We start from the raw sequence: 14,846 nt of genomic DNA on the forward strand, positions 1-14,846 counted from the left end.
TTTATGTCGACTATTCGCAAAACATTATTCAGCACATTATTGTGCTCGACGCTGTTAAGCGCAGGATTACCGACACAAGCGGCTGAAAAAGGGGTTGCCACCGATCTGGAACCACTGCATCACGTCATTCTGGAAAATAAATATGTCACGGTGATGCGCGTATTAATTCAACCCGGACAATCGACGCTATTTCATGAGCAGCATCTGGATTATGTTAATACGCACATCGAAGGGAGCCCGGTCAAAATAGAGTATCCCGACAAGCCGGTTAACATGACAGAAATGAAAAGCGGCAATGTTAAATTTGGTGAGCATCAAGGAAAATCGGATACGGATAAGGTCACCAATACCGGAAATAACGTCAATCATCAGGTGGCATTCGAAATTAACATCCCAGGCCCGCAACATTTTGGTAACGCTTCGCGGCCTGCCAATGCCGCATTTAGTCAGGTTCTGGATAAGAAAACCGTGAGAGGCTGGAAGGTCACGCTCAAGCCTGGTGCCAGTACCGGCGAATATACGCAACACGGGCCTGGCGTGCGCGTGTTCTTTACCGAAGGGCGGGTACTGATTGCCGATCAAACTCATACCAATCGGGTAAAAGAAGTTTGGGTACATCCCGGCGATGCCTTTTTAACCGAGCCAGGTAAAGTCGATATAACGGCCGCAAGTGGCGAAAATATCATCTTCAATGATTATGAATTGTTATAGCACTGTTTGTATTTTGTGAATTGACGTTGTCTGATAATGTGCACTTCTGTGGGTTGCCATAGAAGTGCATTATTGTTTTTACCATACTAATAATTATTTACCGGAAGCAATTACAATGAAAGCAAGAAAGGTGAGACAGTGTTGTCTGCCTTTCGCGTTGAGCATTCTGATGTCTGCCACATTTTCAGCTCACGCTGAAGATGCGGCTGAGTCTGCGGCTCTTATTGCGAAAGGCAAGTATCTGGCTATTGCTGCGGACTGTGGAGCTTGCCACACCGCACCGAATCAGGGCAAAGAAATGTCGGGTGGCTATATTATCTCCTCGCCGTTGGGGAATATTGTTGCCAGTAATATCACGCCATCAAAAACCGCCGGCATTGGCGATTATAGCGAACAAGATTTCGTTAAAGCCGTGCGAAGTGGCATTAATAAACAGGGGCAGCATCTTTATCCGGCGATGCCTTACACCTCATACGCGAAAATTTCCGATGCCGATATGCATGCGCTGTATGTTTATTTTATGCACGGTGTAAAAGCAGACGATAATGTACCGCCAGCAACGGATTTGCCTTTCCCGTTTAATATTCGTTCAAGTATGTTTTTCTGGAATATGCTGTTTGCCGATAATAAGCCGTTTATTCCGGCAAACGATAAATCGGATGTGGTTAATCGCGGTGATTATCTAGTCAATGCATTGGCGCACTGCGATACCTGCCATACGCCACGTAATGCGCTGATGGGGCAAAACAATGCTCAGGCCCTCAGCGGTGGCAGCCTGGGCAGTTGGTACGCGCCGAATATCACTCCCGATCAACAAGCCGGCATTGGCAACTGGAGCGATGCGCAGATCGCGCAATATCTCAAAACGGGTCATGTTGCAGGCAAAGCGCAGGCAGCAGGTCCGATGGCGGAAGCGGTCGAGCATAGCTTACAGCATCTGTCTGATGACGATATCAATGCGATAGTGGCTTATCTGCGGCAGATCCTCGCAGTGACTCAGGCCACCAATTCGCCACGCGACGCGCTTGGCAAACCCGCAACAGATGAAGCAGCGCTGCGAGCGGTTAAAAATCCTGATGCGGGCTGGCAGGTTTACGCCAGCTCTTGCGCTAACTGCCATCAGGCGGATGGTGCGGGCAATCACTTCTATCCTTCGCTGTTCCATAACACCGCCACCGGCGCACCGCAGGCCGATAACCTGATTGCCACCATTGTCTACGGCGTACATCGCCAGGTTGATGGCAAAGATGTGGTAATGCCCGCTTTCGGCCCGGATGGATTATTTACCGATCGACTGAGCGATCGGCAAATTGCCGACGTCAGCAACTACGTGCTGAAAAACTTTGGTAATGCTCAACTGAACGTAACGCCTGAACAGGTGAAAACCGTGCGTGAAGGCGGCGAGCGCCCACTGATTGCACGCCTGGCGCAGCCTGCTGTGTGGGGCGGTGGTGTGGTAGTTATCATTATTTTACTGGTGCTGCTGGTTTCTATTTCGTGTAAGGGGAAAAAACATGGCGCATAACCTTTCCCGACGTCGTTTGCTGCAAGGCATGGGCATTTTGTCACTCGGCGCGATGTGTAATTCCCTGTTTCCGGCGCGCGCTCTGGCTGCAGATCAGCTGGCTGAAAATGGCTTTCTGACCGTTTCGCAGTTCCTGGTCAGTCGCCCGGTCGGCCCGATTTTGGGGCAGCGCTATTTCGATGCCTTAAATCGCCATAATGCCGACTTCACACACCGGCTCAGCAGCCTGCAGGCATTGTTGCAGCAGCATAATTTTGCCCATGTCGACGATTTTCTTGCCGCTTTTGGGGCCGATAATTCTGACTGGCAAACGGCAAAACGCATCATTTCTGCGTGGTACACCGGCGTGGTCGGCGACGGCAGCGATCTGGAGTTGATCGCTTATGCCGATGCGATGATGTACCTGCCCACCAAAGATATTCTGGTGGTCCCAACCTATGGCGGCGGGCCGTTCTACTGGGCAGTAACGCAAGATGGCAAAGTGGCAACCACAGGAGAAGGCGCATGAGTGCACAAAAAGTCGATGCCGATGTGATCATCATTGGCTCGGGCGTGATGGGCGGGTTGATCGCCTGCCAGATGGCGAAAGCGGGTAAATCGGTCATCATCCTTGAGGCGGGCCCGCGAGTTTCTCGTCAGGAAATCGTCGAACGTTTTCGAAATTCCCCGTTCAAGATGTCGTTAATCAACATCAAATTACAGGGCGTGGGTTCGCCTTACCCCAATCCACCGCATATTCCGTCCACCTACGGTGACTATTTGCAGCAGGTTGGGCCGGTTAAATATCCCACCAAATACCTGCGCGTTGTCGGTGGCACAACCTGGCACTTTGGCTCGGCGCTGTGGCGCATGATCCCTAACGATTTCAAACTTAACACCCTTTATGGTCGTGGCCGCGACTGGCCTTTTGGTTACGACGAGCTGGAATCGTGGTATGGCAAAGCCGAGCATGAACTGGGCGTTTCGGGCGTTGATGGACAAGATGAAAGTGGGCAGGGCGGCAAAGCCTGGCCACCGCGATCTACGCCATTCCCGATGCCGGGTTTGCCAACCAGTTATCTGTTTGATCGCCTCACCGAGATGCTGGGTAAAGGCGGTTATAACCCGGTGCTGGAACCGAACGGTCGCGCGACTAAGCCGTGGGGCAAGCGCCCGATGTGTGGCGGCAATAATAACTGCAATCCGGTTTGCCCAATCGCCGCCAAATATGATGGTTCGATGCACATTGATGAAGCGGAACGCTTGGGAGCAAAGCTGCTGGATAACGCGGTGGTCTACCGCATTGAAGCGGCGGATGACGGCAAAATCACCGGCGTTTGGTACAAAAAGCCAGATGGTTCCGAGCACCATTTAACCGCCGACTACTTTGTGCTGGCGGCCTACGGCATTGAATCGCCCAAGCTACTGTTGATGTCGACGTCGGAGAAATATCCCAACGGCATCGCCAACTCTTCCGATCAGGTTGGCCGCAATTTGATGGGCCACACCGGCATTAGTATGAACGTGATGATGTCGGAAGATGTGTGGCCAGGTCAGGGGCCGACCGAATTGCTGGTGTATCTGAACAACCGCGATGGCGCCTTCCGCAAGGATTTCCCCAGCTACAAGATCAAAGTGCGTAACACGGTGCCAACCGCTGATTATGCTGCATCGCTGATTGAGAAAGGCGTGCTGGGCTCCAAACTGGATGCTGAGATCCGCCGCCAGTCGGCGCGCTCGCTGAACTTTGCTATCGATTTTGAAACCTTGCCGCTGGCGGAAAACCGCGTTACGCCAAGCAAGACGAAAAAAGATGCGATTGGTATTCCGTTGCCGGAGATTTACTACAGCGTGACGGATTACTGGCATGCCGGGAAAGAAGCGGGCATCAAAGATTTTCACAAGTTTGCAGAGCTGCTGAATGCGGAGATATTGTCGATCGATACTAAGTTTCAGGATCGCCAGCACATCATGGGCACCACCATTATGGGCGATGACCCGCACAATTCGGTGGTAGATCGCGATTGCCGCACGCACGATCATCCCAATATGTGGATTGCCGGAACCAGTGTGATGCCGTCGGCGTCATGCATGAACCCCACATTAACCGGTGCGGCGTTGAGCTTGCGTTTGGCTGAGCATATGTTGCAGACCATGAAGTCGGAAGTAGCAGGTTAGGTGTGAATCGGTCGCCATAAATGGCGACCCTACGTTGTAGCGGTGCGCATTGATGCGCACCGGGTCAAACAATCACTTTTTATTCGAAATCAATGTGCCTTTCAGGCCGTGCGGCTCGGAGCGCAGATATTGCGGTGGCGCTTTGGCCTGCGCGCCCAATTCAGCGGCGGCATGCCACGGCCAGCGTGGGTCGTAAAGCACCGCGCGCGCCAGCGCGATCAAATCAGCATCACCTTCCTGCAATGCTTGTTCTGCCTGCTTCGGTTCGGTAATCAAGCCAACGCCAATCACCGGAATCGCCACCTGTTTGCGGATGTCGCGTGCGAAAGGCAACTGATAGCCGGGACCGACCGTGATTTTCTGCTGCGGTGACAAGCCGCCGCTGGAAACGTGCACGTAATCGCTGCCCGCCGCTTCGAGTTGCTGGCTGAAGACAATTGACTGCTCAACATCCCAGCCACCTTCAACCCAATCCGTTGCCGAGAGGCGCACACCTACCGCCACCGAATCCGGCAGGGCGCTGCGTACCGCATGGAACACTTCCAGAGGGAAACGCAGACGATTCTCCAGCGAGCCGCCGTATTCGTCCTCACGCTGGTTACTCAGTGGCGACAGGAACTGATGCAGCAAATAGCCGTGCGCGGCATGCAGTTCAATCAACTGGATACCGAGTTTGGCCGCACGCTGCGCGCTGTCAACGAAGGCCTGTTTCAGGCGCTCAAGATCCTGTTTAGTTAACGCCACCGGTGCGCGATCTTCAGGATTAAAGGCTTGCGCGGATGGCGCAACGGTTTGCCAGCCGCCTTGCTCCAGCGATAGCTGATTGCCACCTAACCACGGCGCGGCGCAGGACGCTTTGCGTCCGGCGTGACCGAGTTGAATACCTAAGGGAATGTCAGAATAGTGGCGGATATCTTGCAGAACGCTGGCCAGCGCCGCTTCCGTTGCATCGTCCCACAAGCCTAAATCGCCCGGAGAAATACGTCCGGCGGCTTCCACTGCTGTCGCCTCAATGATCAGTAAACCGGCGCCGGAAAGCGCCAGTTGCCCGAGATGAATGCGGTGCCAGGCGCTGGCTTTGCCATCCTCCGCAGAGTATTGGCACATCGGCGCGATCACGATGCGATTATCGAGCGTTAACTTACCCAGTTGCGTTGCACTAAACAGTAAACTCATTGAAACCTCATCTTCAGTGGCTGAATGGCTTTAAGCTTAGGGCTAAAAGCGCATTTTGCAGAGGGCTATGAGTTTGAATGTTGTAGCAAAAAGTAAGTTAAGCGGAATGTGCCGCAGCAAGTCGAAACGCATCAGACATTTTTTCCTGCTCACGTTGTGATAACCCCAAATGTCGGGCGACCACGCGCCATTGCGCAACAATGCTGCTGAAGTTTTCAATAATGGTTTCGGCTTCAGATGCCTTCAGCCGGAAATAGGGCGCAACTTCACGCGCCAAATCGAGATCAAGCGCATTATCAGCTGCCGTCACATTTAATTTCAGACCATCAGCATAGGGCACTGGATTGAGATCGAAGGCGGCAGATAACCGCCAGCCCTTGCCTGGAACCAGAATAAATCCATGATTGCGTAGATGATCATCGGTGTTAGAAACCAGCATATTAAAGACAATCCGCGACCACAGCTCGCGTAAATCAGCATTGGTTTGGGAGCCATGACGAATCAATACTTCCGCCAGTTCGAGATAACTCACTCCGGTGGATGCATCTTCGCCATCAATATGGCCAGTCATGGTCATCGCGGAGGCAAAGTGCAGACGCTTCCCTTCGGGCGTGCGATCGAAACGGCGCACCATGAAACAGTGATAATCGCTGGCAAATTTTTTTGCCATCGCAGTGGCAACGTTAAGTTCACAAGCCGTGGCGAGAGCATTGACGACCATTTCCCATCCACCCACATCATATTCATCGCGGATGCTGGGGAACTTGGCGATAAATAGCTGACCTTGCTCATCAACCACACTGGCTTTTGGTCGTGCGCCACCCAGAGAACCACCTGGAGCGATCAACATCCTGAGCCATTCATGTCCCTGAACAGCACGGTTATCCGGATCGCTTTCCAGCGCGCGGCTTGCACGTTCAAGTGCTGCGATTTCAGTAAATGGAGGAGCCGCAGTTTCCAATCTGTTATCAAGAAATTCCCCCTGATCCTCCAGCCGGTAACGCAAAGCACCCACGCGATACAGGTCATGAACCCCCAGTAAAAAATCGGATTCAAACATGCGCGTGCCGGAAGGCAATAATCCGCCACGGATATCGCGTTCCAGACGGCGTTCCATCAGCAAGCGTCCCCATCTGTCGGGGCTGGAGTCACCAAACACACCAAATCCAGCACGATTGTTGGCAGGATATTGTGGCCCTTCGAATAAGTGGATGCCGGGATCTAACTGGATCAACAGCAAATCGGGATCGCGAAGCGCTTGCGGATCATACTGAAATTCAAAAGATTCACGCGCCCGGCTGCGGCGAATATGCAGATAACCGAGACGTTTTGGTTGCTTGAGTCCGCTCCAGTCGGCGTAGACGCTAATCATGGTCATTGTCGGGTCCTATTTTTTCTTCCCTGAAATTAGCAGTGAGGCGAGGCCGGCAGAGGTGACTGTCTGAGCGTTTTTTTGCTCAACTCCGCGCTCATTAGCCTCAGCTACCTGCGTGCTGCTCTCACCCTCATCAACCTTATACGCTGATTTAGCTGCAAATAATTTAGTCGTTGAGGTAAGACGTGCATCCTGCAGTTGGCGACCCAAAGTATCCTCAGCAGCCAGCAGATTGAGATCCTGTTCGAGTCCTAACACCTGCATCACAGCCAGATAGGCTCCGATAGTCACACCCGCGCTACCCGCTTCAAGCGAACGCAACGTCATCGGGGTCATTCCCGCGCGTTCCGCCACCTGTTTAGCCGTAAGTTTTCTTCTTTTACGAGCGAGTTTTAATCGCTCTCCAAAAGCGGCAAGCATTTCGCTCGTTTGAGGAAGAAGCAGAGAAGTTCGCTGGGCCATTGTGTCACTATTTTATCTTTAAATGGGGTTAATGGATAAAATATTAGCACTTTGTCGATCTGCATTCCATTTTTAATGATTAAAATAAAAACGAAAAAGTGCTAATAAATTATCATTTAATGAACCTAAAGGATAAAATATTAGCACTTCAATTCAAAACGCCGCCGATCGCCAGCCGCGCGCTTTATCATTGCCGGTGCGCACCGCCAGTGAATGCGCTGCACGTTGCGAATGCGCCATCACCTCTTTTTGATTGAGCTGGGTAAACTCACCATTCCGTAGCAGATAAGCGCCATCAACAAACACATCGCTGACTTCGTGGCCGAGCGCCGAGTAGACCAGCGATGAAACCGGATGATGGATCGGCGTCATCGCCGGATGCGAGGTATCAACGATCACCACATCGGCGCGTTTGCCGACTTCCAGCGAACCCACCAGATGTTCGAGCCCGATTGCCCGCGCACCGTCAATGGTGGCCATCTCCAGCACCTTTTCCGCCGTCATAATGGTGGGATCGCGGTGCACGCCTTTTTGCAGCAGCGCCGCCACTTTCATCGCCTGGAAAAGATTGTGATTGTTGCTGCTGGCCGGGCCATCAGAACCTAAACCAACGGTTAAGCCGGCAGCCAGCATCTGCGGAATCGGCGGCACGCCGGAGGCGAGATAGAGATTGCTGCAGGGATTGTGCGACACGCGCGTGTCGTGATGTTTGAGTGCGCGGATGTCGCGCGAGTTGCACTGCACGCAATGTACCGCCAGCACATCCGGGCCGAGGAAGCCGATATCGCTGAGGAATTCGGTATCGCTGGCCTGAAAACGCAGCTTTGCCTGCTCGATCTCAAAATCGGTTTCCGCCACATGCGTAGTGATCAGCACGCCGGTTTCATTCGCCAGCTGGCGCGTGCCGCGCAGCACTTTCTCATCCAGCGCCCAAATCATGCTCGGCGCCAGACCGACTTTTACCCGGCCATCGACGTGGTGATAACGATTGATCACCGCGCGCGCATCGGCCAGCGCCTGTTCAGGCGTTTCGATCAGCTCAGCCGGAATACCATGCTCAGCGCCGCTGGTGAGAAAACCGCGACAAACATGGCCGCGAATGCCGCTGACTTCAAAGGCCTCAATCACTTTGGCAGTCAATCCCGGTCGCGGATGCGCGTACATAAAATCGACCAGCGAGGTGACGCCCGAACGCAGTGACTCCATGCAGCCGTGCAGCGCCGCCGCGTAAACGTCCTCTTCGGTCAACGCCAAGGCGCTGGGGCCGGTCATGCAGGTGAACCACTTTTTCAGCACCATGTCATCGCCGAGACCTTTCAGCAGCGTCTGAAACAGATGCGTATGCGTGTTCACCATACCCGGCATGATAATGCGTTCACGGCAGTCGATAATCTCCGCTTCGGGATAGCGCTGCTGCAAAGCATCGCGCGTGCCGATGGCGCGAATGGTCTTATCTTCAATCAGCAAACTGGCCTGTTCGAGAATCTCGCGCTGCGGATTCATGGTGATAATCCAGCCGTCAGCCAGCAGGTAACTCATGAGGCGTTCTCCAGTTGCTGCTGTAATTCGGCGGCATTGACCACAAAACCAAAGCATTGCTGCACGTTGTACAGCGTGGCATCGCGGCAATAAGCGGGCGAGGTGGTGGCGCTGCAATCTTCCAGCAGCAGGCAGTCGTAACCACGAAAGTTGGCATCCTGTAAGGTGCAAAGTACGCACTGATCAACGTTAACACCGGCAAACAGCAGGGTGGTAACGTTGAGATTGCGCAGAATGCTGTCGAGCTCGCTGTCCTGAAAACCAGACATGCGGTATTTGTTGACGCGAATATCCCCGGCGTCCGGCGTCAGTTCGTCCACCACTTCCGCCGCCCAGCTGCCCGCTTGCAACACCGGCGCACCGGAAACCGGCAGCGGATCGCCTAATCCCACGCCATCACCGTTCGGGTTATAGACGTGCAGCAGCGCGGGGCTGAGATTAAGTTTATCAGCGCGATTGCCCCAGTTGAGCCAAATCACCGGCACCTCAGCGGCGCGCAACGTCGGCAGCAAGGCTTGCAGCGGCGCAATCGGCGCGCGCGCGGGCGTGACATCGACGCCGATATGCCCGAGCCAGCCTTCGGGATGACAGAAGTCATTCTGCATATCAATCACCACGATCGCCGTACGCTGCAGATCAAAAATCACCGAACGTTCACGCGATCTGAGCTGCACGCTGCGCGACGCCTGCGCCGGACGCCGCGTATCAACCACTTGCGGTGAAACGCGCCACTGATTGTGTCGACTGCTGCCTAAAACGTTCTCCGGCATATCAGGCTCCCGTTAACACGCGGATATCTTCTGCATCGAGCGTGACAGGGTCACCGCTACGAATCAGTTCGGAGAAGCCTTCATTCGGCGTCATCACCGTCAGCGTATAGAGCTTGCTGCTGCCGGTGTTACGAATGGCGTGATCGTTACCCGGATGCAGCAGCAGTGAATCGCCTTTGCTTATCTCAAGTTCATCATCGTTGCAGCGCGCCACACCTTCGCCATGAAGTACATAGAAGAACTCGTGCGCGCTGGCGTGCTCATTCGGTGGCGTAGCGCCGCCGACGTTGAAGATCTCCACCACGAAGATGTTCTCAATGCCGTCTAACGGCTTGTCGAACAAGATGGCGAAATAGTTGCTGCTATCCGGACTGATACGGAACGCCTTAACATCCGCAAGATTGTTGAAACGAAACGATTTCATAAGTTATTCCTTTCGATAAGGCTGCGTTAATGCGCCGGGTTGCAATGTGCGTCCCACCACGCCGGACATCGCCAGAATAGTGAGCAAGTAAGGCAGCGCCAGCAGCACCTGCGGCGGCAGCGTGTTTTCAAACAGCTGCAGCGAGAGTTGCAGGGCATCTGCAGCGCCAAAGATAAAAGCGGCGACCAGCGCTTTGAGCGGGCTCCAGCGACCAAAGATGACAATCGCCAGCGCGATAAAGCCTTGCCCGCTGACGATGTTGTCGCGGAACAGGCCGATCTGCGCGGTGACCAGATAGCTGCCGGCCAATCCAGCGCCCACGCAGGAGAACAGCACGCCCCACGTGCGAATCTTCAACACGTTAAGTCCAGCCGCATGTGCGGCGCGGGGATTTTCGCCCACCGCGCGCAGCGACAGACCAAAACGGGTGTGAAACAGACCAAAGTGCGCCAGCACCGCCAGCAGCAAGGTGAGATAGAGCGGCAGCGGCTGCTGGAACAGAATCGGACCAACCAACGGCAGCGAAGAGAGCAGCGGCACATGCCAGGGTTCGAGCATTGGTATGGTAGGCGAGGATTCATTGCCCATCACCAGGGCGTAAATCCAGGTGGCCAATCCCGCGGCCAAAATATTGAAGACGATGCCTACCACAATCTGGCTGGCGTGGGCGCGCAAATAGAGTGCGGCCAGCACGCAGCCAACCAGTAATCCGCCGACGCCTCCGGCGATAAAGCCCAGCGCGGTCGATCCGCTCTCCACCGCCATCATATAGCTAGAGAGCGCGCCGAGCAGAATGGTGCCTTCAATGCCGATATTCAGTACGCCTGAGCGCTCGGCATAGATTTCGCCCAGCGCCGCCAGTAACACCGGACCGGCAAGGCGCACCGCAGCGGCCAGCCAGCTGACGAAAAAGGCGGTATCGAGATTTATCCACAAATTCATGATTGTTCCTCCGCCAGTTGGCTGCGCGATTTCCGCCCGCCGGGCAGGTTGATGTGGTAATAGCGCAGCAGATCGCCCGCCAGAATCAGTAACACCACCAGACTTTGCAGAATCAGTACCACCGACGTGGGCAAGCCGGTTTGACGCTGCATAGCGCTGCCGCCCACTTCCAGCCCGCCGTAGAGAATGGCGGTTGGGATCACCAGCAGCGGGTTGAGGCGCGCCAGTAAGGCCACCACCACGCCGATAAAGCCGACGCCGCCGGAGATGCCTTCCATCAGGCGATGCTGCACGCCTAATACGGCGCACAATCCTGCCAGCGCGGCTAATCCACCGCCGAGCAACACCGCGCTCATTTGACGGCGATTAACATCCACGCCGCTGTAGCGCGCCGCGCGCGGATTGAGTCCGGCGATTTTGATTTCGAAACCGGCGGGCGTGGCACGCATCAGCCAGAAGACGAACAGGGTGGCAACCAGCGCGATGGCAATGCCCCAATGTGCGCGCATCCCTGTCATCACAAACGGCAGCCAGCTCTCCATCGGCAAACGTGGCGTCTGCGGCAGATCGCCCGGCGCGCGCATTGGGCCGGAGACCAGATATTGCACCATGAACAGCGCAACATAGTTGGCCATCAGCGAAATCAGCACATCGTTGCCGCCAAACTTAACGCGTAACGCGCCGACCCAACCGGCCCAAAGGGCACCCGCGAGGAAGGCGGCGATCAGCACCATCGGCCAGTAGAGAGGCGCGGGAATCGCCCACGGAAAGCCTTGCGGCGTACCGGACAGCGCGATCCAACTGGCCGCCGCGGCACCCAGCAGAAAACAGCCTTCAAAGCCGATATAACCGAGCCCGGCGCGCCACACCACGATGGTTGCCAGCGCGATCAGCATCAGCGGCGTGGATTGCACCAGGCTGAGACCGAAGCTGCGCAGCGAGCCAAAGGCGGCATCAAACAGGAAGCCATAAGCCGAGAGCGGATTGCCGCCAAACGGGATAAACAGCAAACCGGCGATGAGGAAAGCGGCAAGGATGCCGCAGAAACTGGTTAGCACCAGCGCGCCGCTTGACTCGGCAGGCGCCAGACGTCGCTCAAGCAGCTTCTTCATGGTTGCCTCCGCTTTTTTTCAGGTGCGCGCCCGCCATCAGCTCGCCGAGGCGTTCCGGCGTGGCGTCGGCGGCGTCCATTTCTCCGGCAATCTGGCCGCTGTACATCACCGCGATGCGATCGGAGAGATTGATGATCTCCTCCAGCTCGGCAGAGATCATCAGAATGGCGCAGCCACGATCGCGCGCCGCCATCAAACCTTGCCACACGCTCTCAATCGCGCCGACATCCAGCCCGCGCGTAGGCTGTTCAACCACTAATAAGCAGGGATTGCTGGCGACTTCTCGCCCGAGAATCAGCTTCTGCAGGTTGCCGCCGGAGAGTTTCCCGGCTTCAAAATCGGCATCTGGCGTGCGAACCGCAAAACGGGCGATGATGTCGCGCGCATGTTGGCTGATGCGCTGGCGATCCAGCAGCCAGCCGCCCGCGCGGGTAAAGGTGCGTTGGCGGCCGAGCATGGCGTTATCGGTAATCGATAAATCGGTTACTGAACCGACGCCGCGCCGATCCGCCGGGATAAAGCTGATGCCTTTATGGCGGCGCGTAGCGGGGGAATCGTCGCTGATGTCTTCGCCATTCAGCAGAATGCGACCGGCCTCCAGTTCGCGCAGGTTGAGCAGCGCTTCCGCCAGCTCCGATTGACCGTTGCCTTCCACACCGGCAATGCCGAGGATTTCGCCGGCAGCGACGCTGAGCGAAACGCGCCAGATTTTCTGCTGTCCGCTGGCATCACGCACTGCGATGCTATCCACCTGCAACACGGTTTTGCCCGGCTGGCACGGCGTTTTCTCCAGGCGCAGCACCACATCGCGGCCAACCATGCGACGCGCCAAATCGCGCTCCGAGGTGTCTTTAATATCCACCGAATCAACCATTTTGCCGCCGCGCATCACCGAAACGTGATGGGCGATCGCCATAATTTCATACAGTTTGTGAGTGACGATGACCACCGAGCGGCCTTCTGCGCACAGCGATTTCAGGGTAGCGAACAGGCCGGCTTTCTCCTGCGGCGTCAGCACCGCCGTCGGTTCGTCGAGAATCAGCACCTGCGCGTCACGATATAAAAGCTTGAGGATCTCCACGCGCTGCTGCACGCCAATCGGCAGATGCTGCACTTTCGCCCAGGGATCGATCGCCAGCCCGTGTTTATCCGACAGCGCCTGCAAACGCGCCGCCGCCGCGGGCAGATTAAGTACGCCGCTGGCGCTCTCTTTCAGGCCCAGCACCACGTTTTCCACCACGCTCATCGGCTGCACCAGCATAAATTCCTGATGCACCATGCCAATGCCGCAGGCGATGGCATCGCTGGGGTCGCGAAAACGCTGCGCCTGGCCATCCACCTCAATGCTGCCTTCATCGGCCTGATACAGGCCGTAAAGGATTTGCATCAGCGTGCTTTTGCCCGCGCCGTTTTCACCCAGCAGCGCGTGGATTTCACCGGCTTTAATGCTGAGCGAGACGTCGTCATTAGCCACCACGCGCGCAAAGCGTTTGGTGATGTTTTTCAGCGCGACGCGGATATTTGCTGTTGCTGTCATGATGGTTAAACCACTGGCTTCAGCGCGCCGCTGTCGAGCTGCTGCCAGATCTGCTGGAAGCTCGCCCATGCGCTGGCGCTCACCAGTTTGGCGTTGTAGTGCTCGCTGCCATTGACCACCGACCAGGCTTTGCCGACGGTAGGATGCCATTCGTCGCCGCCTTTGAAGGTTTTATTCGCCACCGATTTGCCAACCTGTTCCACCATCCAGTCAAGATTCTGGCGGAAGCTGCAGGCAACATAATCGGGCGCGACATCACGCTGATCGACATAGCAGCCGATAGCTTTGACTTTCGCCGCCGCCGCGCCTTGCATCGCGCCGAGGCCAGTAACGTCCGCTGCATGCCAAATCACATCCGCGCCGTTACCGATCATGGTGGTGGCGGCTTCGCGGCCTTTGGCGGCGTTATCGTAATCGCCGGTCACCACGCCCATGCCTTTGATGCCTGGACGGGTTTTCTCAGCGGCCTGAATAAAGGCGCGCATCATCGCCTGCTGCGTGGGGTTATCCCCGCCGCCAACAAAACCAACCGCTTTGCCATTTTCCGAGATCAGCGCCGCCAGCGCACCGGCGGCATAGGCGCCTTGCAGATAGGCGAGGTTGACGTATTCGACGTTGCCCGGTGATTTCTCGCCTGGCTTGAAGGTGGACGCGAAGAAGTAGGTGTCAGGATATTCCGGCGCGATTTCGGCAAACGCCGAACCGTATTCAAAGCTGTGACCGATGATCAGCGTGTAACCATCATCGGCATAGCCTCGAATGGTTTGATCCATCTGTGCCTGCGATACGCTTTCGCTATGCGCCACGCTGAAACCGGCTTTTTGCAGGCTCTGCAAACCGGCATACGCCAGCGAACTCCAGCCGCCATCGGCAACCGAGCCGGGCAATAGCAAGGCGATTTTTATGGTGTTATTCGCCGCCAATGCTTTACGCGACAACATCGGTGCCAGCGCGGGTAACACCAGCGCGCCTGCCACTAACTTCGCAAACTTTCTGCGGGATACGTCTGCCATCATATGTTCTCCTGGTGTGGTTTTAATGTATTAATCACCGGAAGAGCATTATCTTAAAAGCATCATTTTTAGCACTTACCGATGCCTAAAAGGCAACGCAGGG

14 protein-coding genes are annotated in these 14,846 nt (G+C 55.6%); 4 read left to right on the forward strand and 10 right to left on the reverse strand.

All coding sequences use genetic code 11. From position 1 onward, the window contains the following. The first annotated feature begins 3 nt into the window (after positions 1-3). The 4 genes from HX773_RS13750 to HX773_RS13765 all read left to right on the forward strand — a co-directional run bounded on the left by HX773_RS13750 (position 4) and on the right by HX773_RS13765 (position 4,393). On the forward strand, positions 4-711 hold the full coding sequence (locus HX773_RS13750; RefSeq protein ID WP_061719467.1) for a hypothetical protein: 708 nt from the start codon (positions 4-6) through the stop codon (positions 709-711). A 115-nt stretch (positions 712-826) separates the two neighbouring features. After that, positions 827-2,236: a cytochrome c gene (locus HX773_RS13755; protein WP_176971976.1), complete on the forward strand. Its 1,410-nt coding sequence runs from the start codon at positions 827-829 to the stop codon at positions 2,234-2,236. Further along, positions 2,226-2,744 carry a sorbitol dehydrogenase family protein gene (locus HX773_RS13760; protein ID WP_176971977.1) on the forward strand — a complete coding sequence of 173 codons (519 nt, stop codon included), beginning with the start codon at positions 2,226-2,228 and terminating at the stop codon, positions 2,742-2,744. Before HX773_RS13755 ends, HX773_RS13760 begins: the two co-directional genes overlap by 11 nt. After that, positions 2,741-4,393 carry a GMC family oxidoreductase gene (locus HX773_RS13765; RefSeq protein WP_176971978.1) on the forward strand — a complete coding sequence of 551 codons (1,653 nt, stop codon included), beginning with the start codon at positions 2,741-2,743 and terminating at the stop codon, positions 4,391-4,393. Before HX773_RS13760 ends, HX773_RS13765 begins: the two co-directional genes overlap by 4 nt. A gap of 72 nt (positions 4,394-4,465) precedes the next feature. On the opposite strand, the gene HX773_RS13770 is transcribed toward HX773_RS13765, so the two are convergent. The 10 genes from HX773_RS13770 to HX773_RS13815 all read right to left on the reverse strand — a co-directional run bounded on the left by HX773_RS13770 (position 4,466) and on the right by HX773_RS13815 (position 14,743). Further along, positions 4,466-5,569: an NADH:flavin oxidoreductase/NADH oxidase gene (locus tag HX773_RS13770; protein WP_176971979.1), complete on the reverse strand. Its 1,104-nt coding sequence runs from the start codon at positions 5,567-5,569 to the stop codon at positions 4,466-4,468. A 97-nt stretch (positions 5,570-5,666) separates the two neighbouring features. Beyond that, positions 5,667-6,947, reverse strand: coding sequence for a type II toxin-antitoxin system HipA family toxin (locus HX773_RS13775; protein ID WP_176971980.1), 1,281 nt, complete (start codon positions 6,945-6,947; stop codon positions 5,667-5,669). A gap of 9 nt (positions 6,948-6,956) precedes the next feature. Next, positions 6,957-7,406, reverse strand: a complete 450-nt coding sequence (locus HX773_RS13780; RefSeq protein WP_176971981.1) for a helix-turn-helix domain-containing protein — start codon at positions 7,404-7,406, stop codon at positions 6,957-6,959. Positions 7,407-7,559: 153 nt separating this feature from the next. Next, positions 7,560-8,945: an amidohydrolase family protein gene (locus HX773_RS13785; protein WP_176971982.1), complete on the reverse strand. Its 1,386-nt coding sequence runs from the start codon at positions 8,943-8,945 to the stop codon at positions 7,560-7,562. Further along, positions 8,942-9,715, reverse strand: coding sequence for a cysteine hydrolase family protein (locus HX773_RS13790; protein ID WP_176971983.1), 774 nt, complete (start codon positions 9,713-9,715; stop codon positions 8,942-8,944). Before HX773_RS13790 ends, HX773_RS13785 begins: the two co-directional genes overlap by 4 nt. 1 nt (position 9,716) lies before the next feature. Continuing rightward, the gene (locus tag HX773_RS13795; RefSeq protein WP_176971984.1) at positions 9,717-10,139 is read right to left on the reverse strand and encodes a cupin domain-containing protein; all 423 of its coding nucleotides are present in this window, start codon (positions 10,137-10,139) and stop codon (positions 9,717-9,719) included. 3 nt (positions 10,140-10,142) lie between these two features. Then, positions 10,143-11,081 carry an ABC transporter permease gene (locus HX773_RS13800; RefSeq protein WP_176971985.1) on the reverse strand — a complete coding sequence of 313 codons (939 nt, stop codon included), beginning with the start codon at positions 11,079-11,081 and terminating at the stop codon, positions 10,143-10,145. Next, positions 11,078-12,193 carry an ABC transporter permease gene (locus tag HX773_RS13805; RefSeq protein ID WP_176971986.1) on the reverse strand — a complete coding sequence of 372 codons (1,116 nt, stop codon included), beginning with the start codon at positions 12,191-12,193 and terminating at the stop codon, positions 11,078-11,080. The genes HX773_RS13800 and HX773_RS13805 overlap by 4 nt, the downstream gene beginning before the upstream one ends. Further along, positions 12,177-13,730, reverse strand: a complete 1,554-nt coding sequence (locus tag HX773_RS13810) for an ABC transporter ATP-binding protein (RefSeq protein ID WP_176971987.1) — start codon at positions 13,728-13,730, stop codon at positions 12,177-12,179. The genes HX773_RS13805 and HX773_RS13810 overlap by 17 nt, the downstream gene beginning before the upstream one ends. 5 nt (positions 13,731-13,735) lie before the next feature. Then, entirely contained in the window at positions 13,736-14,743 is a 1,008-nt protein-coding gene (locus tag HX773_RS13815) for a BMP family protein (RefSeq protein WP_255433229.1), read from the reverse strand. Between the last annotated feature and the right edge of the window lie 103 nt (positions 14,744-14,846).

Source organism: Pantoea sp. B9002 (assembly GCF_013385945.1).
Lineage (GTDB): Bacteria > Pseudomonadota > Gammaproteobacteria > Enterobacterales > Enterobacteriaceae > Pantoea.